We start from the raw sequence: 22833 nt of genomic DNA, 5'->3' as shown, positions 1-22833 counted from the left end.
CGGGGTCAAGCCAGGAGGGATAATTGTTGCAAGGAAAAAAAGCATGGGTCAACGGCATACGTCTGTATTATGAAGAAGGCGGGAATTCCCGCGCACATACCATTGTTCTTCTGCATGGCTTTTTATCATCTTCCTTCAGCTTCCGTATGTTAGTCCCCTATTTGGCAAAAGATTTTCATATCCTATCGGTAGATCTGCCTCCTTTTGGCTTCAGCGACAAAACAAAAAAATTTTATTACTCATATAAAAATATGGCCGCAACAGTTTTACGGCTGCTGGAGGAAGCTAATATCGAGCGTTTTTCGGTCGCAGGACATTCCATGGGAGGACAGATTGCCCTGAACATGATGCTCCAGTCACCTGAAAAAATAGACAAGGGCATCCTTCTTTCAAGCTCCGGCTATTATGCACGTGCAAAAAGGCACCACATACTCGCTTCCTATCTGCCATTTTTCCCCGTCTTCATCAAACATTATTTGGCAAAAACGGGTGTAGTCGGCAATCTGAAAAGCGTTGTCCATGACCAGTCTTTAATTGATGGACCTATGATTGAAGGTTATGCAGAGCAGTTTGAAGATCCGAGGATTTTTCCTGCACTGGCGAGATTGCTCAGGCACCGGGAAGGCGATTTGTCTGTGGAAGCTTTGAAGGAGATCCAAACGCCCTGTCTTTTAATTTGGGGAGATCATGACAAAATTGTTCCTCTCAGCATCGGAAAAAGACTTGCCCAAGATTTGCCGCACGCCCGGCTTGTTATTTTTAAGGAAACAGGGCACCTCGTGCCTGAAGAAAGGCCGAAGGAAGTTTATGAGGAAATTGCATCTTTCTATAGTTAAGACCTGATAGCTGACACCCTTCTGATAAATAGCATATAATGAGGGCTAAAATGAACAGGAGAGGTGTTTGACAGTTGATTAACTTTGATGAAAACATCGATCGAAAAAATACACGATCCCTAAAATGGGACGGTATGAAAAGTGGATTCGGCAGGGAAGATCTTCTCCCCATGTGGGTAGCAGATATGGATTTCCGCCCTCCGAAAGAAGTCATTGACGCTTTAAGAGAAAGAGTGGATCACGGAATATTCGGCTATACGATCGTAACCGACAGTTTAAATAGGGCGATCTGCGATTGGACAAGTACACGACACGGCTGGAACATCAAACAAGAGTGGCTCTTATACAGCCCGGGCGTAATTCCATCTGTACATACAGCGATTCAGGCATTTACAGATCCCGGCGACAAAATACTGGTGCAGTCGCCTGTATATACGCCTTTTTTCCAAATGATCGAAAGAAATTCCAGGGAGGTGGCCAATTCACCGCTTGTTTTAAAAAACGGCCGCTATGAAGTGGATTTCGACGATTTTGAAAAGAAGCTCGGAAGCGGAGTGAAAATTTTCTTATTGAGCAGCCCGCACAATCCTGCCGGAAGGGTTTGGGAAAAAGAAGAGCTGACAAAAATGGCGGAGCTTTGCAGGAAATATAATGTTTTGATCGCTTCTGATGAAATCCACGCTGATCTCGTACCAGCACCCCATAAGCATGTTCCGATCGCTTCATTGGACGAGTCATTTGCCGACATCACCCTGACATTCATGGCGCCGACAAAGACTTTCAACCTGGCAGGCGTTCAGGCATCTTTTATGGTAGTGCCCAATAAAAAGCTGCGGACAAAAATGGCCGCTGTACAGGCTAGCGATGGCTTCTCCATGTTGAATACATTCGGAGCGATAGCAATGGAAGCAGCATACAGACATGGGGGCACATGGCTCGATGAAGCTTTGAAATATATCCGTTCCAACATTGATTATGTGAAAGCAGAGATTGGCTCCCATCTTCCGGATCTGGAAGTGATTGATCCGGAAGGCACCTATTTGATTTGGATCGACTGCAGGAAGCTCGGACTTTCAGATGCAGAACTGAAAAAACGCATCCTGGAAAAAGGGAAGCTGGCCTTGAATTTCGGCCATGCCTACGGTCCCGGCGGAGAAGGTTTTGTCCGGATGAATGTTGCCTGTCCGAAAGAAACAGTGATAGAAGGCGTGAAAAGGCTCCGGACGGCGCTGGGTGAATAAGTTCGGAAAGGGAGTATGACAAAACAGGGCCAATACGCCGGGGAGCAGAAATGGACCGAGATTCGGGAATCTATTGACTCCGATTGGTGACTATTTCCTCTAGATGGACCATGGTTCGGGCATCTTTCCAACCGATTGGTGACCATTTTTCTGGATGAACCATGGTTCGGGAATCTTTCCAACCAGTTGGTGAAGCCTCATGCTTGTCAAGTCAACGGAGCATCCTTTTCTTTTATTTCGCCGGCTTTCTGTTTTTCGTTATTTCACCGCAGGCAATCCTGTTCCCTGAGTCTCCCGCAGGCTGTGACGTTCCGTCATCAGCTTGCTCATGGATGACAAGAGCAGTCCCGTCTTTCGTGTAAAGGGAAGTTTTCTTTTCCTTGAATGTGACATCTTTCGCTGTAACATCCACTTTGGCTTTTCCGTCCTCGTCCACAGTGAGATTAGGCAGATCCCCGGCATGGGGGCCCTTTTGATTCATCAGGCCGTGTTCTTTTTTATCCGGATTGAAATGGTCGCCGGCGGATGAAAAGTCCGGCGGCTTACATTTTCCCTTTTCATGGATATGCATAGCGAGTTCACCCGGGGGAAGCCCTTTCAATTCTCCTTTAAGCTTGATCCCCTTCGCCTGCTCTTCAAAAGTGATTTTCCCAAGGGAATCCCCATCCGTATTTTTCATGTCCACGTCAAATTTCCTTGGCGGCTCGCTCGTACAGCCCGCCATTATAAACATGAGAATGAAAATAACAATAACGTTTCTCAAGTCCTATCCCCTCCCGGCTTCGTTTCTTCCCCATTTTAACCAAGGCGAAAATTGTTTATTCCCCAAGGAAGCCCTTTCCGAAAAACTCTTGCGGGAAAGAGTTTGCGCAGCTCTCCTTCAGTTCATAATAAATTTAAGATCCTTTTATATGTAAAGGAGGAAAAGATGTTTTCTTTTCGCGGTGATGGCCATAAAATATATTTGCAGTTACGAGAACAACAGGATATCAACTCGATAAAAGAGCTCAAAGAAACGGAAGAAGTTAGAAGCTTTTACGAATCCCTTGACAGCCGTACACTTCAGTTGGCACGCTTCCGCATGATCAAAGAGCAAAAAGGCGTAGGCATTATTCCAATCTTTGTGACCGCTATTCCTTGGCTGTTATTTTTATTTTCAAGCAAACTTCAAAAGTTCCTGTTTAAGGACGGAAGCATGCTTTGGGCAGTTTTTGCCTTTCTTTATCTCATTGCTTTAACCTTGAGTGTGCTGAAACACTTCAAAGAAAAGGCATGGACCGCCTTTCATTTGGAAATCATCCAGGATGTGCTGGCTGACAGAGGAAAAAATTCCAAATAAAAAAGCACCCATCAGGTGCCTATACGTGTTTGCTGTTTCTTTCGCGATTGATGCGTTCTTCGATTTCTTTCGTTTTCAGTTCCTGCTTCTTTGATACTTTTTTGATCAATATGAAAGTCAAAACGCAGGCAGCGCCAAAGATGGCCATTGAAATGGCTGCCGGAATATATTCCGTTTTATCTTCCGGAAAATATAAAAACGGCATGTATAATACAAATGACTGCAATATGGACAGCACGTTAAACATCCCTTTCTCGTTGAGAACATATATTTTCATTATAACCATACGTGCGCTTAAGTTCCAATAGAGGAAAGGTGGCAAATATGTGAATGTTACCATTGCACCTCTTTCTTGATAATCTTTCTAAGGACAACTAACCTTTCCTCTGTTCACATAAAGAAATGAAATGCTGTGTCCAGTCTTTCTTTTGATTCACGTAGGAATCATGTCCAACTTTTTTGCTTAAAAATTTTCACTGTTTATAATTTCCTCCGGACTGTAAAACTCACAAGATAATCGTTTAAAATGCTTTCCATTCCATGTTACAATCGGCCTATCTTTTGATATGCCAGCAATATATGCATCAATAAAATCAACATTTTTCTCAGCATAAGCATCCAATGCCTGTAAAACCGTTTTATCTTCTAACTCAATAAAAGGTAAACTAAAAAGTTTTGTTAACCCGTCCCTGATCATGAAGCGATCAAACTGATAAACCCCTTTTAAGACCCAACAGCATTCAGCAGCAACCATAGTCGGAACAATTATTTTGGTATTTTCCCTATTGGCCTGAACAAAAAATTGTTTTGCCGAACTGGCCATATCTGCAGGCTGTCCCGTTGCAATTCGCAACAGAATATTTGCATCTACAATCATAGACCTGCTCATTTATTCCTCTCCCTCTTGTTTAAGCGCGTGTTTATCCGACATATATTCCAGAGCTTTTTCTCTTTCCTGATCAAAAGGTAAGGCACTGTCCACTTTAAATATTCCAAAAACATCCTCAATTGAAGTTTGCTTAATTACTTTAATTTTTATATTGTCTGCATCATCAGTGATATAAACTAATTTGTCCCCGGGGATAATGTTATATTTATTACGAATTTTTGCCGGGATTGTAACTTGCCCCTTTTCAGTTACAGTGCTAAGTATTCGCTCTTCCATTCCTTACACCCCTTTTTTCCTTACCTTGGGTATTTCATTACTAATTATACCTCATTACATTCCTTTTTAAAATAGAAGACTTGTGAACCAAGAATTTTATAAGGATTGGCATTGTTTGAGGCAAACTAAAAGTAGGTAATTCGGAAATTCACATGGAAATTAACTGTTAAGACAGGTAAAAGCCGCCTTATGGGCGGCTTCTCTTACTATTCTTTAATCATATCGATACTTTCAATTACCACATCATCCACAGGTTTATCTGCCATGCCCGTTTCCACATTGGCAATTTTATCTACGACATCCATGCCTTCAATAACCTGTCCGAAAACAGTATGGCGATGATCAAGATGCGGTGTGCCGCCATGTTCCATATAGGCATCGACGATTTCCTCCGGGAAACCTGCGCTTTCCATTTGCCCCTTCATTCCGGGGTCCATATGGCTGTTTTGAACAATAAAAAATTGGCTGCCGTTTGTTCCCGGTCCGGCATTTGCCATCGAAAGAGCCCCGCGGAGATTAAAAAGATCCATGGAAAACTCGTCTTCAAAAGGCTGTCCGTAAATGCTTTCGCCGCCTCTTCCCGTTCCTGTAGGATCGCCGCCCTGAATCATGAAATCCTTGATGACACGGTGAAAAATAATTCCGTTATAATATCCGTCTTTACTGTGCTTCACAAAGTTCTCCACTGTTTTGGGCGCTTGTTCGGGGAACAATTTTATTTTGATGGCTCCAAGATTCGTATTCATTTGGACGACTTTCTCATTTTCCGCAACTTCTGAAGTCAATTGCGGGTATTTTACTTGTTCTGACATATGTACATCTCCTTCTATTTTTTCGGATTTTTCTTTTTGGCCGCATCCAGCCGCCAGAAATAGGATTATCCAACAAACGATTAAAAGATTCCACTTTTTCACCTTGCAGTCCTCCAAAAGGATTACTTTACAGCATGCAAGCCGAAAAATCATCATTCTTCCATTTTAACCATATGTCCGCCATAATAATAGCATAGAGGTGATCATTATATGGAAAATGGCCAAATTGTCAGGGCTTTTAGAAAAACAGGATCATACGTAGGGGAAATTACCGAGGCCGGGCAGGATGTCTGTATTGTACGTGTGCTGGCTGTTTTAAAACATCCGATGCAAGGAAACCTTCATCATCCGCGGGAAGTGGAAGTTCCCTTTTTCCATGAGCGAAAGGCACATGCATTCAGGGAACAGATCCAGGTTCCTGCCAACATGGTCCGCCCATATAAAGGTGATATTCCCAAGTACGAAGACAGTTTGAAGGACGCGGTCCAAAACCTTCATGACGAACTGGCCGCAAAGCCCGACGACCCATTCAGCAAACGCAGTCTGGAAGCCTTGAAAGTTTTGATTCGGGAATATGAATTGATGTACGGCATCCAGTGGCCAAACATTGCAAAAAGCTGAATCGTTGGATTCGGCTTTTTTTCATGCTTTCGGACAGTCCCTGTCAAGAGCCATCCAAGTTGAATATTTTAACAATTGGAGTATAATATATTTAGATACACGAAACAAATAACAATGAGAAGGTGTTATTATCAGTATCGAAAAACGCAATTTATGGATCATGTGGATCTGCAATTTTATTATTGCAGCCAGCATGACGATGGTATTGCCGTTTCTTTCATTGTATATCAGTACATTTGGAGACTTCAGCGCCGAATATGTCCAGCGCTGGTCAGGTTTCATTTTCGGGGTTACATTTGTCACAGCTTTTTTTATGTCTCCCATTTGGGGACGAATTGGAGATAAATATGGGTTCAAGCCAATTTTGATCATCAACGGTCTTGGAATTGCGTCAAGCATTTTCTTCATGGGGTTCATGCATCACGTTCATGGGCTTTTTTTATTGAGGCTGTTTATGGGAATCGTCACAGGTTTCATTCCGACTTCCGTTGCACTCATTGCCAAACAGACGCCGAAGAAAGAAGCGGGTGAAACACTTGGCACTTTACAGATGGGGACTGTGTCCGGAACCCTTTTCGGTCCTCTCATCGGTGGTGTCATGGCGGATACTTTCGGTTTCCAATATACATTTATCATCACTTCCTTGTCGATTGTTCTGGCAACCGGTGTAGTCATCTTTGGAATTGTTGAAAAATCACATGCAGGCCGGAACGATACGAAAGCGCGGCCTTCCCGAACAGCTGTCATCCAGCTCATTTTACAGCGAAGGATGCTTGTCAGCGTCATGGCGATTGCATTCATTGTCCAGGCAGGATTGTTCAGCATCCAGCCGCTCCTCTCCCTTTATGTAAGTGAACTGACGAAAGCGGATAGCGTGGCCTTTTTATCTGGGCTTGCCTTTTCGGCAACAGGATTCGGCAACCTGCTTCTAACGAGGAAATGGGGAAAACTTGGCGACGACATCGGCTATGACAGGGTGTTGATGATTCTGCTCGTATTGGCTGCTGTGCTGATCGTTCCGCAGGCCCTTGTCACAGATCTTTGGCAGCTGGTCATTTTGAGATTCCTTTTTGGAATGGCAGTCGGCGGCATGCTCCCGTGCATCACGGCCTACATCAGAATCGAAGCCCCTTTTGAGCTCCAGGGAGAAGTCCTTGGTTATAATCAAAGCTTCCGCTTCCTGGGCAATGTCGTTGGCCCGCTAATCGGCGGTATCTTCTCAGGTTATATGGGAATTTCCTCTGTTTTTTACGTAACCGGATTTTTATTTCTGCTGGCCTTCGGGCTGTTATGGTGGAGCATGAAACAAAGCCAGGCAAAAATCAGGGAAATATATTAAAGATAGAGGCAAATAGACTTCCCGCCCATATGGGCGGGATCATTTTTTTATAAAATTTGTTCCAGCACTGAGGCAAAGCGATAAATATTCGCCTCATCGAAAAGTTTTCCGACCAGTTGAATCCCGATTGGGAGTCCAGCTTCCGAAAAGCCGCATGGCATGGAGAGACTTGGCAGGCCTGTCAGGTTGAACGGGCCGGTAAACCGGTTGAGAACCAGACTGCTATGAATTTTTGAACCGTTTAAGACGATTTCCCGCTCACCGATATTTACAGGGAGGATAGGGACAGTCGGGGTGACGATGATATCCACCTCTTTAAAAATTTTCTCAAAATCCTTGATGGCCTGCTTTTTGATTTGCTGTGCCGCAATATATTTTGCTGCATGGGTATCTTTGGCCGTGAATAAACGTGCCCTGACTTCATCGTCCCACTCATCAGAAAAATTTTGCAACCGTTCTTCATGGACGGTATATGCTTCGCTTGTCAAAGTTGTCCTGAACGCAGCCAGTATTTCCTCCATATCCGGCAGGTTAACCGATTTTATTTCTGCACCGGCTTCCTCAAGCTTTTTGACGGCCTGGAGATAATGTTTCTCAACCTCCGGATCTCCTCCTTTGAAGAAATCCCCTGCAGGAATTCCAATCACCGCACCCTTTATGTCCGTTCCAATTGAAGCAGTGTAATCCTCTGTTGGTATATCGATTGAATATGGATCGTTTTCGTCATATCCTGCCAGCACATTCATTAAAATGGCATTGTCACGGACAGTCTTCGTCATCGGCCCCACATGATCGAGTGTCCAGCAAAGGGGAAAGACACCGAAGTTGCTCACTCTGCCGAATGTCGGCTTCATTCCAACTATCCCTGTAAATGAAGCGGGAATCCTGATGGATCCTCCGGTATCGGTTCCAAGCGCTCCATAACAAAACGAAGCAGCCAGCGCAGCTCCGGAACCGCTGCTGGAGCCTCCTGTAATTTTATTCGTGTCGTGAGGGTTTTTAACAGGCCCTGCAAACGAACGGTCTCCCGATGTCCCATAAGCCACTTCGTGCATATTCAATTTACCTAAAATAATGGCACCGGCTTCTTTGAGCTTTTGGGTCACCGTCGCATCATGGCCGGGGATATATTCCTTGAAAATAGCGGATCCCATTGTTGTTTTGATTCCCTCAGTATAGACATTATCTTTTAGTGCAATAGGGATTCCATGCAGCGGCCCTCTTAATTCTCCATCTTTAATCTCGCGTTCCGCTTTTTTTGCCTGCTCCATCGCTTCTTCAGCCGTAACAGTGATAAAAGAGTTGAACTTCCCATCCTCTTCTTCAATCTTTTTCAGCAGTTGGCGTGTCACCTCAACAGGTGACAGCTGTTTATTCCGAATCTCCTTGGAAAGTGTTGCCAAATCCCATTTTATAAAATCTTCTTCGTATGTATCGGACATTCCTTGCTCCGGCTTCCTCACCAATACCTCCACCCTTCAAACGAAATATATATTTAAATTATATCAAGTGATTGGTTTATTGCCAGGGTGGCGGAAAAAAAGCCGCCCATTATAAAATGGGAGACTTGCAACGTTAATCATATAACCGGTCAGAAACGGAACCATCCGTCTTATGGATAACCAGCGTCCCGTCATGGTCATTAACATATTCTTTGGCTTTGTCCAAAAGATCTTTTTTCGTATCTTCTCTCATTATAGCTTTTTTGCCATCCTTCTTTTTTAAGATCCAGTCCTCCCCATCAGGCTCCGCATGATATTCCGGCCGGTCGTCATCTCCTTCAATGTATTTTCGGGCTTGGGCAATTCCGATGGATATTGCTCTTCCTTCGCTGTATTTATCCTCGAGGAGTGCGTTGGCAATTTCAATCGCTTTATCCCGGACATCGTCGGGAAGGTTTTTCATCGAGTCCGGATAATCGTTTTTTGACCAAGGCATGTTCATGACCTCCTTTTACTTTGTCCATTGTTTTCCCGGAACCATGCATTTCAAACAAAAGGAGCTGAACCCTCGAAACGGAAGTTAATGTTTGAGTTTAGTCACTTCCATTCTTTTTAGCTACGATAGCCACCGTACATCTCGATATGCAAATCAGGCGGTCTTCTTCGTCCTTAATCCGAATATCCCAGACCATGGTGGTTTTTCCGCGGTGCACAGCCTCCGCTGTTGCCGTTACCACTCCTTCCCTTTTGGGGCGGACGTGATTGGCATTGATCTCCAGGCCGAAGCAAACCTCTTTTTCCAAATCGATCAAAGCTGCAGTCCCAATGCTGGCAGCCGTTTCCGCCAATGCAACCGATGCCCCGCCATGCAAATAACCGTAAGGCTGCCTTGTGCGTTCATCTACAGGCATCGTTGCCGTAACCTTTCCATCTCCGATTTCGACGAGCTCTATTCCCAATGATTGATGCAATCCCTTGAATTTCATATGTAATCCTCCACCTAATGTATTTTCCACTTTGTTCCGGTTTTTAAAGAAGAAAGCCCTCCGGCTTTTCGGCCGATGGGCAGCTTTTTGCACAAACTTTTCTTAACAATATATTTTATACCTATCAATCGCCAGTTGTGCATTCAATAGCCATATGGGGATCCGTAAGGCACTCCATATCCGTAAGGTACGCCATAGCCAGGGACCCCGCCGTAGGGAAACGGGCCATAGGGATAAAACGGACGCGGCCTGAATATTGCGCTCCCAATGCCGGCTCCGATACCGCCGCCTATTAAACCGCCGATAAAACCGCCTAGTAAGGGAGCGCCGAAGAAAAAGCGGTTTCCGGCATAGGGTTCCAGATTTCGATAGTACATCATTACAGGTAGCCTCCTTTATATAAGAGCTCGAAAGCCCTCTATACCTGTGTATGCGGCAAACGCACAGATGGCATGGGCAAATTCCACAAAAACAAGCCCGTTCCTTCTATTATTCCTGCTTATTTTCCCCTATTGCAAGCAGAGCGAGTGTCCGTACCATCACTCCTGTAGCGCCGGAAGGCCCGAGATCGTATCCCTTGTCGGTTGTTGCGGTTCCTGCGATATCCAAATGGACCCATGGGGTATTTTCCACAAATTCCCCGATAAATGCTCCGCCCATGATGGCATGCCCTTCCCGGCCGGGCGAGTTATTCAGATCGGCAATCTTGCTGGAACGCACCCTTTCCTTATCTTTTTTTGTATAAGGCAATGGCCAGATAAATTCTCCAGCCTTTTTGGAAGCCTCTTTCACTTCCTGATAAAATTCCTCATCATTCGTGATCGCTCCCGTTTTATCAAGGCCAAGGGCAATGATGACTCCGCCTGTTAAAGTAGCCACATCCACCAGGCGGCCGGCACCATGCATTTTCGCATAAGTGACCGCATCCGCCAGGACGAGGCGCCCCTCTGCATCTGTATTTAACACTTCAATTGTTTTCCCGTTCATTGATGTGATTACATCGTCCGGCTTGAATGCTTTTTCGCTGATTACATTATCAGTCGCCGGAATCACTGCCACAACATTCCGCTCAGGCCTCAGACGGCCAATGATTTCCATTGCACCCAGTACGGAAGCCGCCCCGCCCATATCTGTTTTCATCCCGACTATTCCATTCTTCGACTTGATGGAATAGCCGCCCGTATCAAAGGTGATTCCTTTTCCGACCAACCCCAGGACGTCCGTCCATTCTTCTTTACCCTGATATTTTAATACAATCATATAGGGCGGTTCTCCGGATCCCCGATTCACTGCAAGGAATGCGCCCATCCCAAGCTTTTCGATGTCCTCTTTGTCCAAAAGTTCTATTTCAAATCCATATTCATCTGCCAATTCAGCAGCGTATGCAGCCAAATCGGAGGGACGCAGCAGGTTGCTTGGCGTGTTTACCAGCGTTCTTGCACGGTTTACCCCGGTACCGAATATCCACCCTGTCTTCACAGCGGAATCGATGGTCTTTTTATCTTCATTTGTAAAAACAGTTATTGTATCTATGATGACCTTAGGCTCATTTGACTTTTGTTTGTAACCCGGGAATTCATATGATGCCATGGTAAATGCTTCACTCACGGTCCATGCGGCTTTTTCAGCAGTAATTTCCCCTGTAATGAATGTATCCAAGGCGATGGAAAACGACTCCACCCGTAAATCTTTTAATTTTTTGGAAGCTTTTCCGGCCGCTTCACGCAGGCGTGCAACTGTCAGCTTCTTTTTTCTTCCCAGCCCGATAAAAATGAATCGTTTGACGGGTGTGTTTCCCAAACTATGTATGACAGCGACTGATTTATATTTGGCGGAAATATCACCTGTTTTCACAAGCTCAGTCAATTTTCCGCCAAATGCTTCATCAAGCCGTTGCAACTTTCCGGAAAATTTTTCGGGCTGATCCAGCAGACCGACAAGCATGCATTCCTGCTCACTTTCATATGGATTTCCATTTGAAATATGAAACATGCAAATCCCTCCCTTTTTTAAAATTATAAAGGAAACATCCGGAGGTTTCGAGTTTTCCAAAAAGGGATTCCTTTTTCGGCTGATGTGGTAATATAGAACAAGAATGGCTGTAAGTGTCTGCTTATCGGTGCAGACGCGGCATATACGGAACGCCTCAACAACAAGAAAGGATGTAAATTGATGGACCTGTTTTTGAACTTCCCTCTTTGGTTTGCTCTCACTGCGATTTTCTTTGCCCAGTTTGTGAAAGTCCCCCTCCATTTCGTCGTTACGAAAAAATGGGATTGGTCCCTGCTGACATCAACAGGCGGGATGCCCAGTTCCCACTCCGCCGCTGTTACTGCTCTTTCAACGGGAGTTGCCCTTCAGGAAGGGCTTGGGTCACCTTTGTTTGCTGTATCTGCTGTTTTTGCCATTATCGTCATGTTCGATGCGACAGGAGTTCGAAGACAGGCTGGTGAACATGCGATTGTTTTAAATCAGCTCACTTCCGACTTCCAGCGATTTATAGAAGAAGCAAAGGATTGGCCTGATAAACCCGAACATGAGAAAAGGGACGAATTAAAAGAACTGCTTGGACATAAACCGGTTGAAGTGTTTTTTGGGGGATTGACCGGGATCGGACTTGCACTTATTCTTCATTATTTTTTCAACCTTTAAAAAGAAAAAGGCTGCGGACTTTGTATCCGTCAGCCTCTATCTAATCTGCGTTTTTTAAATAAGACTGCCTGAACACCTGCATTGCCTCGTCTTCATTCAGAGCAGTCAACTCTTCTTCCGTTACCTTTCCGGATCCCATTTTAATGATATGCACGTCCAGCGTTCGTTTGCCCCAGTTTTTATATACCTCGTCAACAGTCTCGTAATAAAGGTCAATTTTATTGCCTTTGATCGCTGAACCTGTATCGGCTACGACACCATATCCATATCCCGGAATAAATAAAATAGTGCCGATCGGAAATACCTCGGGGTCCGCCGCTACCGTTGAATATAAGTCTCTTTTCACTTTAACTCCTGAATATGTAATGCCGTAAGACGGATGTCCAGGCCTTTTTCCAGTAGATTCCTCCCCTGCTGTATAACCAGTTGCAATAACCTTTTTTGCCGGATATTGAGACCAATCGAACGCCTCCTCCAATGGCGGGGTATCTTGCACTGCACCTTTCCCCGCTTGTATTGCCGGTTCGGACACTGGCTCATCCTTCAACTTTTTTGAATCTGAAAATAGCATCTGAGCAGTCGTCCTTAAATCCATGCCCGACAACGATTCAAATGTTGCCCCTAATGCTGCTGTAAACAAAAACAGCATCAATATTCTCCTGGCATATAGGTAACGCGTAAACATTCATTCACTCCTCTCAAGGGTATTATTCCCCTGTTTTGAGAAGGTTTATTCATATTATATAAGTGAGATAAATGATCGGGATTCATTTTCAGGGGATACAATTAAGGTTTGGTCACCAGAAGGATAGTTGAAATTGATTGTCCGATGCACTTTTACGACAAGGAATCATTAGATTGCCGAATTTACAGTTTATCTCCTGCTTACCAATGATTCCTTACCGAGTTTACGGATTTTTTGCTTCTTCGGGAAGGAATCCTGACTGCGGCAGTGTCTCCAGTGACTGCGCAATAGCTTTTTCGTTAAACACGGTCACCGGATGGTGTCTCCAGTGACCACGCAATAGCTTTTTCGTTGAACACGGTCACTGGACGGTGTCTCCAGTGACCGCGCAATGGCTTTTTCGTTGATCCCGGTCACTGGACGGTGTCTCCAGTGACCACGCAATGGCTTTTTCGTTGAACACGGTCACTGGACGGCGTCTCCAGTGACCGCGCAATGGCTTTTTCGTTGATCCCGGTCACTGGACGGCGTCTCCAGTGACCGGGCAATGGCTTTTTCGTTAATCCCGGTCACTGGGTGTGATTCCTGCCCGATTACACCAAAAAACGCCTAGGATCAGCTTCCTGGGCGTTTTTCTTCGGTTAAAACATTCGATATCCTTTTTTCCGCAAAACCCGCATGGTGAATCCTGCTGCGATTGCTCCCGCCAAGCCGCTAACCAAAATGATCAGATCGGCTGCGCCAAGATTGGAAATACTTGTTCCCAGGCTTGAAAAAGAAGCTGACGGAGATGTGATGTAGTCAGTAAATCTCACTTTATCCACAATCAATATGGCAACAATCGGATAGATGAACGCCATAATCCATGTCATTCTTAGCAGCATATTAAGTAAAAATCCAATGCCGAAAAATAGGACAAAAAATAATAGTATAGATATAAGCAGGACTGGAAGTGGCATCTGCATGGCTGTGTTCCCCCTTGATTTCACTTTCATACCAAGTTTACTGAATGGCTGACAGAGCGTCAATGCGAAGACTCGGACGAATTCATGACAAATAGAAAAGCGGAAGACGGCCGCTTAGGGGCGACAAGCGCTGGCCGCCTCAAAGCGCCACATCCTGTGGCTACGTGGCACTAGGACGTCCTGTCCGTCGGAGGACAATCCAGTGAAGTCGTCCTTTGACTTCATTGGATTGACTGAAGCGACTTCGAACCCCTGCCGTCTGGAGCTAGACAAATAGAAAAGCGGAAGCGCCTTGATTAGCCCCGACAAGCATAAGACGATTCCCGAGGAGGCAGTTCTTCAGCCACCACAGGGAATTGGCTTATGACTTCGAGGGGCTAGGCGCTGAAGCTGGACACACGAAAAACGGAAGCGCCCGTCGTACCTACTGCTCCCCTATTTTTTCAAAGAAATAATTTATACGCTGTATACCCAAACTGACTGCCCGGATTGATGGCATTCACTTCTTTTTGAAGAGACCCGTACCCTCCTTTTATCAGCTCCGTGATCATAACAGAGGTATGTTTGTCTTCAAGCAAACTTTGAGTTGCCATCCAGCAGGCTTCTTCGAGTTCCTTTTCCTGAACGAGGATCGTTGTATTTTTTGGTTTACAGGCAAATATCACCATATTATCGCTTATAGAGGATTGCAATACCCCCGTCCTTACACCCAGCAGGCCATCCACTGTGCAAATGATCCCAGTTTCTTCAAGCACTTCCCTTTCAACCGCTTCATCCAATGTTTCACCAGGTTCCACAAAACCTGCAGGCAAAGTCCATTTTCCTTTGGCGCCGCCGTACTTCTTTTTCACGACGAGCCAACGTCCAGCCTGATCTGTCACTACACCGCAGACCGCCAGCCAAACCTTTCCCCGGTCTTGGCTCATCCTCATTCCCCACACTTTCTAGAAAAAAGCTATTTACGGCAATAATGCCAATTTATTCCTCTAATTTTCCTAAAAAAGGCAGAATCCATTTAGATTCTGCCTTCATCATTCATTACTTAAGCAAATTGAATTTCCCTTTTTTCACTGTCAGTGGAATACCGCCAATCATGTAAAGGGCACGGTTGTCAATCATTTTTTTCATAAAGGAAGCTTTCGTACCTGTCAATTTCTTTCCGAAGACAACGCCTATGGCATCGTCATCGCCAAGGGAACAAACAGTTCCTTTGTTATCAAAATTAAAGCTGTCAAGGTTTGTTTTTCCATTAACAAGTTTTGCCAAGTTGCTTGCCACCAATTCCCCTTGCTGCATCGCAATTTGAGCAGTTGGCGGATATGGCCGGTTGATTTCTTCGTTGATGACGAGTGAGCAGTCGCCAATGACGAATACATCGGATAAACCAGGTGCACGAAGATCCGGTTCAACTTTTACCCTGCCGCGCATATTTTCAATCCCTGATTCCACAATGATCGGGTTGCCGCGCACCCCGGCTGCCCAAACCACTGTTCCAGCTTTGATTTCTTCTGTATCGTCTTCTCCTTTGGCAACTACGATTCCTTCTGGAGTAGCTTCCTTGATGGCTGTGCCGATTCGGAATTCTACATTTTTTCTTTCAAGCAATGCCGTCGCATATTCAACAAGTTCAGGATCAAAACCAGGAAGAGCTGTAGGAGCAGCTTCCACACAAATCACTTTTACCATATCTTTTTCAATGTCATATTCCTTGCAAAGTTCAGGAATGCGGTTGCCCAGTTCTCCCAAGAATTCAATTCCTGTAAAACCGGCCCCGCCGACAACAATTGTCAAACGCTCAGGTTTTTGATCTACTTTATAAGTCGCGAATTGATATTCAATATGCTCGCGGATCTGTCTGGCTGTATTGACGTTTGTGATAGAAAATGCATACTTATCAAGGCCTTTGATTCCAAATGTTTCCGGAGCTCCGCCTAAAGCGATTACCAGATAGTCATAAGAAAGGTCGTCCCCTTTTTCAAGTTGAACTTTTTTGGCTTCCGTATCAACTTTCAAAGCTGTGTCTTTAACGAAATCAACCTTGCTTCTATCGATAACATTTGCAATATCATAACGGACCTGGTCAGGAGACAATGTACCGGCAGAAGCTTCATGCAACCATGTTGTTTCATAATGGTAATCGTTTTTATTTACTAAAACAATGTCGGCATCGTTGCTTCCGAGTTGTTTTTGAAGACGTGTCACTGTCATTAATCCGCCGTAACCAGCGCCTAATACTACTATCTTTGGCTTTCTCAATCTAATCACTTCCACCTTTTCGTCTTATTATTAAACATTCGTACGGCTGAAATGCATATTTGAAATAATAATAATATATATAAATAAATGTGATGCACTTCACGTACATTTGCAAAAAAAATGTCATAAAAAATTGATATATGTCTCAATACATCATATGGCTTTTATACTCTTTTTTCAAGCGGTTTCAAGGAAGAATAACAATTCTGAATATTTAAGGCTGGGCACTGTTTGAAGCGTCTTTTTTCCCCAGGCATGGGCGTTTTATATGACAAAATTAAGCATTGTGTGGCACAATAGGAAGGTGTTAGAGACAAAAATGAAGTTGTTTATGAACTTAGGAGGGATTTTCTTTGAAAGAAGATCAGCAAGTTTTTGATATGACCATCATCGGGGCAGGTCCTGCCGGGATGTTCACCGCCTTCTACGCTGGGATGAGAAATTCATCGGTTAAAATAATAGAAAGTCTTCCCCAGCTTGGCGGTCAATTGGCAGCCCTGTATCCGGAGAAATATATATACGATGTGGCCGGCTTTCCAAAGATCAAAGCACTTGATCTTGTCAACAACTTAAAAGAGCAGCTAAAGCTGTTCTCCCAAACCATTTGCCTTGGGCAATCCGTCCAAAATGTTGAAAAGCTGGAAGACGGAACTTTCAAATTGACAACGGACCAGGAGATCCATTACTCCAAATCCATTATTATTACTGGTGGGATCGGTGCCTTCCAGCCAAGAAAACTGGAATTGGAAAAAGCTGAACAATATGAAGGAAAAAATCTTCATTATTTCGTGGATGACATGAAAAAGTTCGAAGGGCAAAGAGTTGTCATTTTAGGCGGAGGAGATTCCGCCGTTGACTGGGCATTGATGCTTGAACCGATTGCCGAAAAGGTGACGCTTGTCCACCGCAGGGATAAATTCCGCGCCCATGAAAGCAGTGTTAATCAATTGAAGGAATCTTCAGTCGAAATCAAAACGCCTTTTGCTGCTTCAGATATGATCTGCGATGGAGAATCCATCAATAAGCTTATCATCCAGGAAGTCAGAGGAGATGCGGTAGAGGAAATCGAGTTGGACGCTCTCATCTGTAACTACGGATTCGTTTCCTCACTCGGACCGATCAAGGATTGGGGCATTGAAATCGAAAAAAACTCCATTGTCGTCAACTCCAAAATGGAAACTAATATTCCGGGCATCTATGCTGCAGGAGATATCACAACGTATGATGGAAAAGTAAAACTGATCGCCACCGGGTTCGGCGAAGCGCCGACAGCTGTCAGCAACGCGAAAGCATACATCGATCCAAAAGCAAGACTTCAGCCGATGCATAGCACTTCCCTTTTCGATAAGTAAAAAAGCTTATAATAAAGGCCTGAACAGCAATAGTTGTTCAGGCCTTTAAAATCTAGCATTCTTCCGGCGATCCCGCCACTTTTGCGGTACGGAAAGATGAGCCGCACCCGCAAGATACAAGTGCATTAGGATTATCTATCGTAAAGCCGCCGCCCATAAGGGATTGTTTAAAATCGATGACGGTACCGGCGACAATCGGCGCAGTCTCTTCGTCAATGACAACACCTATTCCGTGCTGTTCAAAGAATGTATCTTCTTTAGATCGTTCATGGTCAAGACTCATGCCGTATGATAAACCGCTGCACCCGCCGCCATTAATAGAAAAACGGAAATAGGCTCCTTCTTCTCCATTTTCCTTGATCATTTTTTTGATCTGCATTGCAGCAGCTTCAGTCAATTCAATAAGATCACTCATGAATCTGCACCCCCTTATGCAAGAAATGGAGTCCTTCCTATTATTATAAACCCGAAATGGTCTATTCTCAACCAATCGGTCTCATTAAAACATCGGATTATCCTCTATATATTGGTAAATGTTTTTCACCAGATCATCAGCGCTCTCACCCGTCACAACTTCCCCGTTGACAAGTGCGTACAAAGTTTCTGCGCATAAATCGCAATGGTCCAGGCAGCCATATTCCACAATGTCCAAATCGGGATCTTCCTCGAGCTTTTGCAATGCTTCGTAACCGCCCATGCCCAGGTTGCTGATGCAAAATTCAATAATAGGATTCATTTGCTTCACCTCATTACCGTATTTATCCTACTCTTTTCGCTTGGGTTAGTCAATTTGAATGGCCGTTTCAGACCGATTCTACAGACCGAGACACACTAATCCTGTTGTATATCAATGTAGATTCCGCTATACTTTACGTTGGATATAGAACTCATAAAACTGATACAGATTCGTTTCGTTTTTCTTTTATAGGATAAATAGACAGCAAAAGGAGATTATTTGCATGAAAAAGTTAGTACTTCTGGGCGGAGGATATGGGAATATGCGGGTGCTGCACCGTTTGCTTCCAAATAACTTACCGGAGGACATATCCATCACATTGATTGACAGAGTGCCATACCATTGTCTTAAGACAGAATACTATGCACTTGCTGCCGGTACAGTTTCGGATCAGGAAGTTCGGGTTCCTTTTCCGGAACATCAGCGCCTTGACTTGAAATATGGTGAAATAACGGGCATCGACCTTGAGAAAAAACTCGTCCACCTGGACGAAGGTGAACCTGTCCCATATGATGATCTTATTATCGGTCTTGGGTGCGAGGATAAATATCATAATATTCCTGGAGCCAAGGAATATACACATAGTATTCAAAATATAGAAAAGGCCCGTAAAACATATCAAACATTGAACAATCTGCCGGCTAATTCCGTTGTCAGCATTGTAGGCGGGGGCTTGAGCGGGGTGGAGCTTGCAAGTGAGCTCAGGGAAAGCCGTGAGGATTTGGTCATCAAATTATTTGACCGTGGAAAGATTATCCTTTCTGCATTTCCGGAAAGAGTCAGCCGCTATGTACAAAGCTGGTTCCAGACAAATGGCGTTGAAGTCATCAATGGAGCAAACATTACGAAAGTCGAAGACCGCATGCTTTATAATCATGATGAGCCGGTTCATACCGATGTGATCGTTTGGACTGCCGGCATCCAGCCAAACCGGATTGTACGTGAATTGGATGTTGAAAAGGATAAGCAGGGCAGAGTCGTATTAACGAAATATCATAACATTCCAGTCGATGAGCATGTTTATGTCGTTGGGGACTGCGCAAGCCTCCCTTATGCACCTAGTGCTCAGCTTGCTGAAGGACAGGCTGACCAAATTGTCCATGTCCTTCAAAAACGCTGGAGCGGGCAAGAGCTTCCAGCGGAATTGCCTACCATCAAGCTGAAAGGCGTACTTGGCTCTCTTGGTAAAAAGCAGGGATTTGGGCTGATGGCTGAGCGTGCCATCACCGGACGTATTGCCCGTATTTTAAAATCGGGAATCCTGTGGATGTACAAATATCATAACGGCTAATAAAACTGCCGGAATCAGATTTTCCCTGATTCCGGCATTATTTATTCCGCATGATATCCGTATTCTTCCATCTTCCTGTACACATCTTTTAACCGAGGGTTTCCCTCTCCGATGATTTCATCATCCATCGTGACAACAGGGTAAAATAAATCTTCTTCGATTACCCGCTCTGCAAATTCTTTAACTACTTTTTCTTCAGGCGGATTAAAAATATCGATATATCTTATTTTAAACGGCTGATCCGGAAATTTTCGCGAAATAGCTGCTTCCAGCCATTCATATGTTTCCTTTGAAGAAGGCAGGTTAACGCAGCTTGCGCAAATCTGTTCGGCCCCATATACAAGTATTTCAGCTTCCTTTTTCATCCCTTCCACTCTCCTTTTCTTCATTGTACCGCTTTTATAGAAAATTCCAAACGATATTAACCGCATGTCGCATGGTATTGATCAGTATGGTTTGGTAATATAATAAGTAAGTTAAGGTGAAGGGGATGATTAAATGGCCATTCCAAATGAAAAAGAGAGATACACGTATGCCGATTATCTAACATGGGATGAAGGTGCAAGGCTGGAGCTGATTGACGGAAAAATTTTCAATATGTCTCCTGCTCCTTCTCGTAGACACCAACAGGTACTCGGAGAGTTATTTACCGCCTTTTCTGTCTTTTTACGAGACAAGAAATGTAATGCCTTTTTTGCACCTTTCGATGTACGATTATTCACCGAAAACAAACAGGCTGATGAAATAGATCATGTTGTTCAGCCGGATTTGTCGATTGTTTGCGACCAGGAAAAGCTTGATGATAAAGGCTGTAATGGGGCACCGGACATGATCATAGAAGTTCTCTCTCCTTCATCTGTCAAGATGGACCGCTGGATTAAATTTCGGCTATATGAAAAAGCGGGAGTAAAAGAGTATTGGCTTGTTGATCCAATGAACAATTCCATAGAAATCCACCTTTTAAACAATGGAATTTTTGAATTCCACGGTGTATTTACGAAAGAGGACACCATCTCTGTTCATATTTTCCCAGACCTTAAACTTGACCTTCACCAAATATTGCATACCCAAACATAGCCATAGATTTTTTTTTCGTTTCTGATTATAATGGGTATTAGGAAGGGAGTAGATCTGAATGTCTGAACAAACCATGTACAGCCAAGTTCAAGAAGTACTCGATAAATTACGGCCTTTTCTCCTTCGTGACGGCGGTGACTGCGAACTCGTAGATGTAGATGAAGGTATTGTCAAACTTCGCCTTTTGGGTGCTTGCGGTACATGCCCAAGCTCTACGATTACATTGAAAGCCGGTATAGAGCGGGCATTAGTTGAAGAAGTGCCAGGCGTCCTTGAAGTAGAACAGGTATTTTAATTTGCGATTCGGATTTTCCGGATCGTTTTTTATTGTTCTTAAAGCCATTCAACTGCCGGAAGGATTTTTTTCACTCCGGCCATCGCATAAAAAGAACGGAGAAACCTTTCATAATCCTGCGTATCCCTCAAATATCTGACAAGCGTTTCTTCCAGCCGTTTTTTTGCGGAATGTGAATTTGTGTTGTAGTATTCTTCCACACAGACAAAATAATGAAGTGGAAACAATAATCTTGCATAGACAAGCCTCCAGCCGAACGGTGATATCGGTGAAAGCGATTGATACTCATATAAAAATTTTGCCATGTCCGGGCGGAGTGTCCGGCTGCTCTTAAAATAACGATCTCTGATCCATTCTGAAATGTCCCTTGACGGGTGATCGAGAACCCAGTCGAAAGGGTTTCTAATGTTATGTTCATCCTTCCACAGCTCATCGTGAAAACGTTCATGGCAAATGGTTCCATAATCAAAACGATGAAGCTGCTCGTCCAGTTCTGTATCTGTCACATATTGGATGGCGTTCTCGCACAGCCCCATATAATACGGAAAAGATTCAATGAACAGCTTATCAAATTCCTCCCTCGGCGGTTCATGGATCAACCCGGACCATACTTTCTCCATTTGATCAAGCCTCGCGGCCCAATAATCCTTCCATTCACCTGCCCTGTTCAAACTTTTAATGGGTGCCTGCAGCCTCTTTCCTCTATTATGGAATCTTGCCAGTTGGCGGCCGGTCTTTCGATTCCGGTTTACTGTGTGAAATTGATTTTGAAGGACGACATAGTCCTCATTTTCGTGTGTGACTAAATACTTTCCATCCTTTCCGGCCACGAATCTTGATACTTTTTTATCGGAATGCTTTGCCATGTGCTCTGACATTTCATATAATTCTATTAGAACTTCCTGTTCCACATGTGTCACGGAAACAATTGTATACAGCAAACCGTTTGAAACATAGCGTGTCTGCCGTCCAATCTGGATCGATTGATCTGCTTTGATGTTATAATACTTCTCCAAAATATCCATAGGCATAAAAACATCCCTCTCTTATCACTTTTTCCCCTATACAAGTATATGAGCGAGATCAGTTAATTTGCTGAAGGTTTGTTTTTTTACATGGAAACTGTTGGGGAGGAAAAAATGAATCTAAACAGAACTTCACGACATAAAGGGTGAGAAGAAATGAGTGGAGAAAGAAAAATGACAAAACTGGAAGAAACTGCACGACGCTTATTGAATGAGCGCGGCGTTACTATCGAAGATATCGCGGAACTAGTAATGTATTTGCAAAAAAAATACCATCCCGATCTTACAACGGAGGATTGCATAATTAACATTGAGGGCGTGCTTCGTAAAAGGGAAGTACAAAACGCCATATTGACCGGCATCCAGCTTGATATGCTGGCGGAACAGGGAAAGCTGGATGAACCGCTTCAAACGATCATCGGCACAGATGAAAGCTTGTACGGAGTTGATGAAATTTTAGCCTTCTCTATAGTCAATGTTTACGGATCCATCGGATTTACCAATTATGGTTATATTGACAAGCAGAAACCCGGCATTTTGGAACATTTGAATGATCATTCAACAGGTGAGGTCAATACTTTTCTCGATGACATAGTCGGCGCCATCGCGGCAGCGGCTTCCAGCAGGCTAGCCCATAGCGCTAAAGGCGAGGAATAGTAAGAAAAGCGCAAGCGCCCGTTTAGCGACGTACAAACTGGAGCACTCCGCAATGAGATAA

29 protein-coding genes are annotated in these 22833 nt (G+C 44.2%); 11 read left to right on the top strand and 18 right to left on the bottom strand.

Annotated elements, in window-relative coordinates:
• Window positions 1–26 precede the first annotated feature (26 nt).
• Together FS666_RS11845 and FS666_RS11840 are read left to right on the top strand one after the other, a co-directional pair.
• Window positions 27–836 carry an alpha/beta fold hydrolase gene (locus FS666_RS11845; RefSeq protein WP_244943903.1) on the top strand — a complete coding sequence of 270 codons (810 nt, stop codon included), beginning with the start codon at window positions 27–29 and terminating at the stop codon, window positions 834–836.
• Between the two features lie 77 nt (window positions 837–913).
• Window positions 914–2077: a MalY/PatB family protein gene (locus FS666_RS11840; RefSeq protein WP_144461548.1), complete on the top strand. Its 1164-nt coding sequence runs from the start codon at window positions 914–916 to the stop codon at window positions 2075–2077.
• Between the two features lie 232 nt (window positions 2078–2309).
• On the opposite strand, the gene FS666_RS11835 is transcribed toward FS666_RS11840, so the two are convergent.
• Window positions 2310–2840: a superoxide dismutase family protein gene (locus tag FS666_RS11835; RefSeq protein WP_144461527.1), complete on the bottom strand. Its 531-nt coding sequence runs from the start codon at window positions 2838–2840 to the stop codon at window positions 2310–2312.
• 165 nt (window positions 2841–3005) lie between these two features.
• Here FS666_RS11835 and FS666_RS11830 point away from each other — a divergent pair, with 165 nt between their 5' ends.
• On the top strand, window positions 3006–3416 hold the full coding sequence (locus tag FS666_RS11830; RefSeq protein ID WP_144461525.1) for a hypothetical protein: 411 nt from the start codon (window positions 3006–3008) through the stop codon (window positions 3414–3416).
• A 19-nt stretch (window positions 3417–3435) separates the two neighbouring features.
• Here the strand turns inward: FS666_RS11830 and FS666_RS11825 are convergent, their stop codons facing one another.
• The 4 genes from FS666_RS11825 to FS666_RS11810 all read right to left on the bottom strand — a co-directional run bounded on the left by FS666_RS11825 (window position 3436) and on the right by FS666_RS11810 (window position 5393).
• Window positions 3436–3663, bottom strand: a complete 228-nt coding sequence (locus tag FS666_RS11825) for a hypothetical protein (protein ID WP_186306548.1) — start codon at window positions 3661–3663, stop codon at window positions 3436–3438.
• A gap of 216 nt (window positions 3664–3879) precedes the next feature.
• Window positions 3880–4305, bottom strand: a complete 426-nt coding sequence (locus FS666_RS11820; RefSeq protein ID WP_144461523.1) for a type II toxin-antitoxin system VapC family toxin — start codon at window positions 4303–4305, stop codon at window positions 3880–3882.
• On the bottom strand, window positions 4306–4581 hold the full coding sequence (locus FS666_RS11815) for an AbrB/MazE/SpoVT family DNA-binding domain-containing protein (protein ID WP_144461521.1): 276 nt from the start codon (window positions 4579–4581) through the stop codon (window positions 4306–4308).
• A gap of 206 nt (window positions 4582–4787) precedes the next feature.
• A complete protein-coding gene (locus tag FS666_RS11810) occupies window positions 4788–5393 on the bottom strand; it encodes a peptidylprolyl isomerase (RefSeq protein WP_280524796.1) in 606 nt (201 codons plus the stop codon).
• A 210-nt stretch (window positions 5394–5603) separates the two neighbouring features.
• Between FS666_RS11810 and kapB the strand changes: the two genes are divergently transcribed.
• Both kapB and FS666_RS11800 read left to right on the top strand, forming a co-directional pair.
• A complete protein-coding gene (kapB, locus tag FS666_RS11805) occupies window positions 5604–6014 on the top strand; it encodes a kinase-associated lipoprotein KapB (RefSeq protein WP_144461517.1) in 411 nt (136 codons plus the stop codon).
• Window positions 6015–6144: 130 nt separating this feature from the next.
• Window positions 6145–7353: an MFS transporter gene (locus tag FS666_RS11800; RefSeq protein WP_144461515.1), complete on the top strand. Its 1209-nt coding sequence runs from the start codon at window positions 6145–6147 to the stop codon at window positions 7351–7353.
• A 47-nt stretch (window positions 7354–7400) separates the two neighbouring features.
• Here the strand turns inward: FS666_RS11800 and FS666_RS11795 are convergent, their stop codons facing one another.
• The 5 genes from FS666_RS11795 to FS666_RS11775 form a co-directional block, all read right to left on the bottom strand.
• The gene (locus tag FS666_RS11795) at window positions 7401–8816 is read right to left on the bottom strand and encodes an amidase (RefSeq protein ID WP_144461513.1); all 1416 of its coding nucleotides are present in this window, start codon (window positions 8814–8816) and stop codon (window positions 7401–7403) included.
• A 112-nt stretch (window positions 8817–8928) separates the two neighbouring features.
• On the bottom strand, window positions 8929–9291 hold the full coding sequence (locus FS666_RS11790) for a DUF2188 domain-containing protein (protein WP_144461511.1): 363 nt from the start codon (window positions 9289–9291) through the stop codon (window positions 8929–8931).
• 97 nt (window positions 9292–9388) lie between these two features.
• On the bottom strand, window positions 9389–9781 hold the full coding sequence (locus tag FS666_RS11785; protein ID WP_144461509.1) for a hotdog fold thioesterase: 393 nt from the start codon (window positions 9779–9781) through the stop codon (window positions 9389–9391).
• Between the two features lie 143 nt (window positions 9782–9924).
• The gene (locus tag FS666_RS11780; protein WP_144461507.1) at window positions 9925–10161 is read right to left on the bottom strand and encodes a hypothetical protein; all 237 of its coding nucleotides are present in this window, start codon (window positions 10159–10161) and stop codon (window positions 9925–9927) included.
• Between the two features lie 109 nt (window positions 10162–10270).
• On the bottom strand, window positions 10271–11773 hold the full coding sequence (locus tag FS666_RS11775; protein ID WP_144461505.1) for a leucyl aminopeptidase: 1503 nt from the start codon (window positions 11771–11773) through the stop codon (window positions 10271–10273).
• Window positions 11774–11953: 180 nt separating this feature from the next.
• Between FS666_RS11775 and FS666_RS11770 the strand changes: the two genes are divergently transcribed.
• Complete coding sequence (locus tag FS666_RS11770) at window positions 11954–12433, top strand: divergent PAP2 family protein (protein ID WP_144461503.1); 480 nt, start codon at window positions 11954–11956, stop codon at window positions 12431–12433.
• A gap of 40 nt (window positions 12434–12473) precedes the next feature.
• Here the strand turns inward: FS666_RS11770 and FS666_RS11765 are convergent, their stop codons facing one another.
• The 4 genes from FS666_RS11765 to FS666_RS11750 form a co-directional block, all read right to left on the bottom strand.
• Window positions 12474–13082 (bottom strand): stationary phase survival protein SpsC, encoded by a 609-nt coding sequence (locus tag FS666_RS11765; protein WP_144461501.1) that lies wholly within the window; start codon window positions 13080–13082, stop codon window positions 12474–12476.
• Window positions 13083–13759: 677 nt separating this feature from the next.
• Complete coding sequence (locus FS666_RS11760) at window positions 13760–14083, bottom strand: YuiB family protein (RefSeq protein ID WP_144461499.1); 324 nt, start codon at window positions 14081–14083, stop codon at window positions 13760–13762.
• Window positions 14084–14526: 443 nt separating this feature from the next.
• The gene (locus FS666_RS11755; RefSeq protein ID WP_144461497.1) at window positions 14527–15015 is read right to left on the bottom strand and encodes an NUDIX domain-containing protein; all 489 of its coding nucleotides are present in this window, start codon (window positions 15013–15015) and stop codon (window positions 14527–14529) included.
• A gap of 106 nt (window positions 15016–15121) precedes the next feature.
• Entirely contained in the window at window positions 15122–16339 is a 1218-nt protein-coding gene (locus FS666_RS11750) for an NAD(P)/FAD-dependent oxidoreductase (protein ID WP_144461495.1), read from the bottom strand.
• A 353-nt stretch (window positions 16340–16692) separates the two neighbouring features.
• Here FS666_RS11750 and FS666_RS11745 point away from each other — a divergent pair, with 353 nt between their 5' ends.
• Window positions 16693–17691 carry an NAD(P)/FAD-dependent oxidoreductase gene (locus tag FS666_RS11745; protein ID WP_120074877.1) on the top strand — a complete coding sequence of 333 codons (999 nt, stop codon included), beginning with the start codon at window positions 16693–16695 and terminating at the stop codon, window positions 17689–17691.
• Window positions 17692–17743: 52 nt separating this feature from the next.
• Here the strand turns inward: FS666_RS11745 and FS666_RS11740 are convergent, their stop codons facing one another.
• Window positions 17744–18106: a HesB/IscA family protein gene (locus tag FS666_RS11740; RefSeq protein ID WP_144461493.1), complete on the bottom strand. Its 363-nt coding sequence runs from the start codon at window positions 18104–18106 to the stop codon at window positions 17744–17746.
• A gap of 84 nt (window positions 18107–18190) precedes the next feature.
• Window positions 18191–18427, bottom strand: a complete 237-nt coding sequence (locus tag FS666_RS11735; protein WP_120074881.1) for a YuzB family protein — start codon at window positions 18425–18427, stop codon at window positions 18191–18193.
• A 223-nt stretch (window positions 18428–18650) separates the two neighbouring features.
• Between FS666_RS11735 and FS666_RS11730 the strand changes: the two genes are divergently transcribed.
• Window positions 18651–19718 (top strand): NAD(P)/FAD-dependent oxidoreductase, encoded by a 1068-nt coding sequence (locus FS666_RS11730; RefSeq protein WP_144461491.1) that lies wholly within the window; start codon window positions 18651–18653, stop codon window positions 19716–19718.
• Between the two features lie 41 nt (window positions 19719–19759).
• Here FS666_RS11730 and FS666_RS11725 read toward each other — a convergent pair whose 3' ends face one another.
• A complete protein-coding gene (locus tag FS666_RS11725) occupies window positions 19760–20083 on the bottom strand; it encodes a YuzD family protein (protein ID WP_120074886.1) in 324 nt (107 codons plus the stop codon).
• A gap of 133 nt (window positions 20084–20216) precedes the next feature.
• Here FS666_RS11725 and FS666_RS11720 point away from each other — a divergent pair, with 133 nt between their 5' ends.
• Window positions 20217–20795: a Uma2 family endonuclease gene (locus FS666_RS11720; protein ID WP_144461489.1), complete on the top strand. Its 579-nt coding sequence runs from the start codon at window positions 20217–20219 to the stop codon at window positions 20793–20795.
• A gap of 58 nt (window positions 20796–20853) precedes the next feature.
• Complete coding sequence (locus tag FS666_RS11715) at window positions 20854–21090, top strand: NifU family protein (protein WP_120074890.1); 237 nt, start codon at window positions 20854–20856, stop codon at window positions 21088–21090.
• Window positions 21091–21128: 38 nt separating this feature from the next.
• On the opposite strand, the gene yutH is transcribed toward FS666_RS11715, so the two are convergent.
• Complete coding sequence (gene yutH / locus FS666_RS11710) at window positions 21129–22121, bottom strand: spore coat putative kinase YutH (protein WP_144461487.1); 993 nt, start codon at window positions 22119–22121, stop codon at window positions 21129–21131.
• Between the two features lie 150 nt (window positions 22122–22271).
• Between yutH and FS666_RS11705 the strand changes: the two genes are divergently transcribed.
• On the top strand, window positions 22272–22772 hold the full coding sequence (locus tag FS666_RS11705) for a phosphatidylglycerophosphatase A family protein (protein ID WP_144461485.1): 501 nt from the start codon (window positions 22272–22274) through the stop codon (window positions 22770–22772).
• Window positions 22773–22833: the final 61 nt, after the last annotated feature.

Source organism: Siminovitchia fortis (assembly GCF_007681465.1).
GTDB lineage: Bacteria > Bacillota > Bacilli > Bacillales > Bacillaceae_C > Siminovitchia > Siminovitchia fortis.
Note: the sequence above shows the minus strand (reverse complement) of the source record. Positions and strands in the feature narration are given on the sequence as shown.

Bases quoted from the DNA above. Each gene is read 5' to 3' on its own strand.
- FS666_RS11830 (WP_144461525.1), top strand. From the start codon at position 3,006: ATGTTTTCTTTTCGCGGTGATGGCCATAAAATATATTTGCAGTTACGA.
- FS666_RS11825 (WP_186306548.1), bottom strand. From the start codon at position 3,663: ATGTTTAACGTGCTGTCCATATTGCAGTCATTTGTATTATACATGCCG.
- FS666_RS11820 (WP_144461523.1), bottom strand. From the start codon at position 4,305: ATGAGCAGGTCTATGATTGTAGATGCAAATATTCTGTTGCGAATTGCA.
- FS666_RS11815 (WP_144461521.1), bottom strand. From the start codon at position 4,581: ATGGAAGAGCGAATACTTAGCACTGTAACTGAAAAGGGGCAAGTTACA.
- FS666_RS11810 (WP_280524796.1), bottom strand. From the start codon at position 5,393: ATGTCAGAACAAGTAAAATACCCGCAATTGACTTCAGAAGTTGCGGAA.
- kapB (WP_144461517.1), top strand. From the start codon at position 5,604: ATGGAAAATGGCCAAATTGTCAGGGCTTTTAGAAAAACAGGATCATAC.
- FS666_RS11790 (WP_144461511.1), bottom strand. From the start codon at position 9,291: ATGCCTTGGTCAAAAAACGATTATCCGGACTCGATGAAAAACCTTCCC.
- FS666_RS11785 (WP_144461509.1), bottom strand. From the start codon at position 9,781: ATGAAATTCAAGGGATTGCATCAATCATTGGGAATAGAGCTCGTCGAA.
- FS666_RS11780 (WP_144461507.1), bottom strand. From the start codon at position 10,161: ATGATGTACTATCGAAATCTGGAACCCTATGCCGGAAACCGCTTTTTC.
- FS666_RS11775 (WP_144461505.1), bottom strand. From the start codon at position 11,773: ATGTTTCATATTTCAAATGGAAATCCATATGAAAGTGAGCAGGAATGC.
- FS666_RS11770 (WP_144461503.1), top strand. From the start codon at position 11,954: ATGGACCTGTTTTTGAACTTCCCTCTTTGGTTTGCTCTCACTGCGATT.
- FS666_RS11765 (WP_144461501.1), bottom strand. From the start codon at position 13,082: ATGCTGTTTTTGTTTACAGCAGCATTAGGGGCAACATTTGAATCGTTG.
- FS666_RS11760 (WP_144461499.1), bottom strand. From the start codon at position 14,083: ATGCAGATGCCACTTCCAGTCCTGCTTATATCTATACTATTATTTTTT.
- FS666_RS11755 (WP_144461497.1), bottom strand. From the start codon at position 15,015: ATGAGGATGAGCCAAGACCGGGGAAAGGTTTGGCTGGCGGTCTGCGGT.
- FS666_RS11740 (WP_144461493.1), bottom strand. From the start codon at position 18,106: ATGAGTGATCTTATTGAATTGACTGAAGCTGCTGCAATGCAGATCAAA.
- FS666_RS11735 (WP_120074881.1), bottom strand. From the start codon at position 18,427: ATGAATCCTATTATTGAATTTTGCATCAGCAACCTGGGCATGGGCGGT.
- FS666_RS11730 (WP_144461491.1), top strand. From the start codon at position 18,651: ATGAAAAAGTTAGTACTTCTGGGCGGAGGATATGGGAATATGCGGGTG.
- FS666_RS11725 (WP_120074886.1), bottom strand. From the start codon at position 20,083: ATGAAAAAGGAAGCTGAAATACTTGTATATGGGGCCGAACAGATTTGC.
- FS666_RS11720 (WP_144461489.1), top strand. From the start codon at position 20,217: ATGGCCATTCCAAATGAAAAAGAGAGATACACGTATGCCGATTATCTA.
- FS666_RS11715 (WP_120074890.1), top strand. From the start codon at position 20,854: ATGTCTGAACAAACCATGTACAGCCAAGTTCAAGAAGTACTCGATAAA.
- yutH (WP_144461487.1), bottom strand. From the start codon at position 22,121: ATGCCTATGGATATTTTGGAGAAGTATTATAACATCAAAGCAGATCAA.
- FS666_RS11705 (WP_144461485.1), top strand. From the start codon at position 22,272: ATGAGTGGAGAAAGAAAAATGACAAAACTGGAAGAAACTGCACGACGC.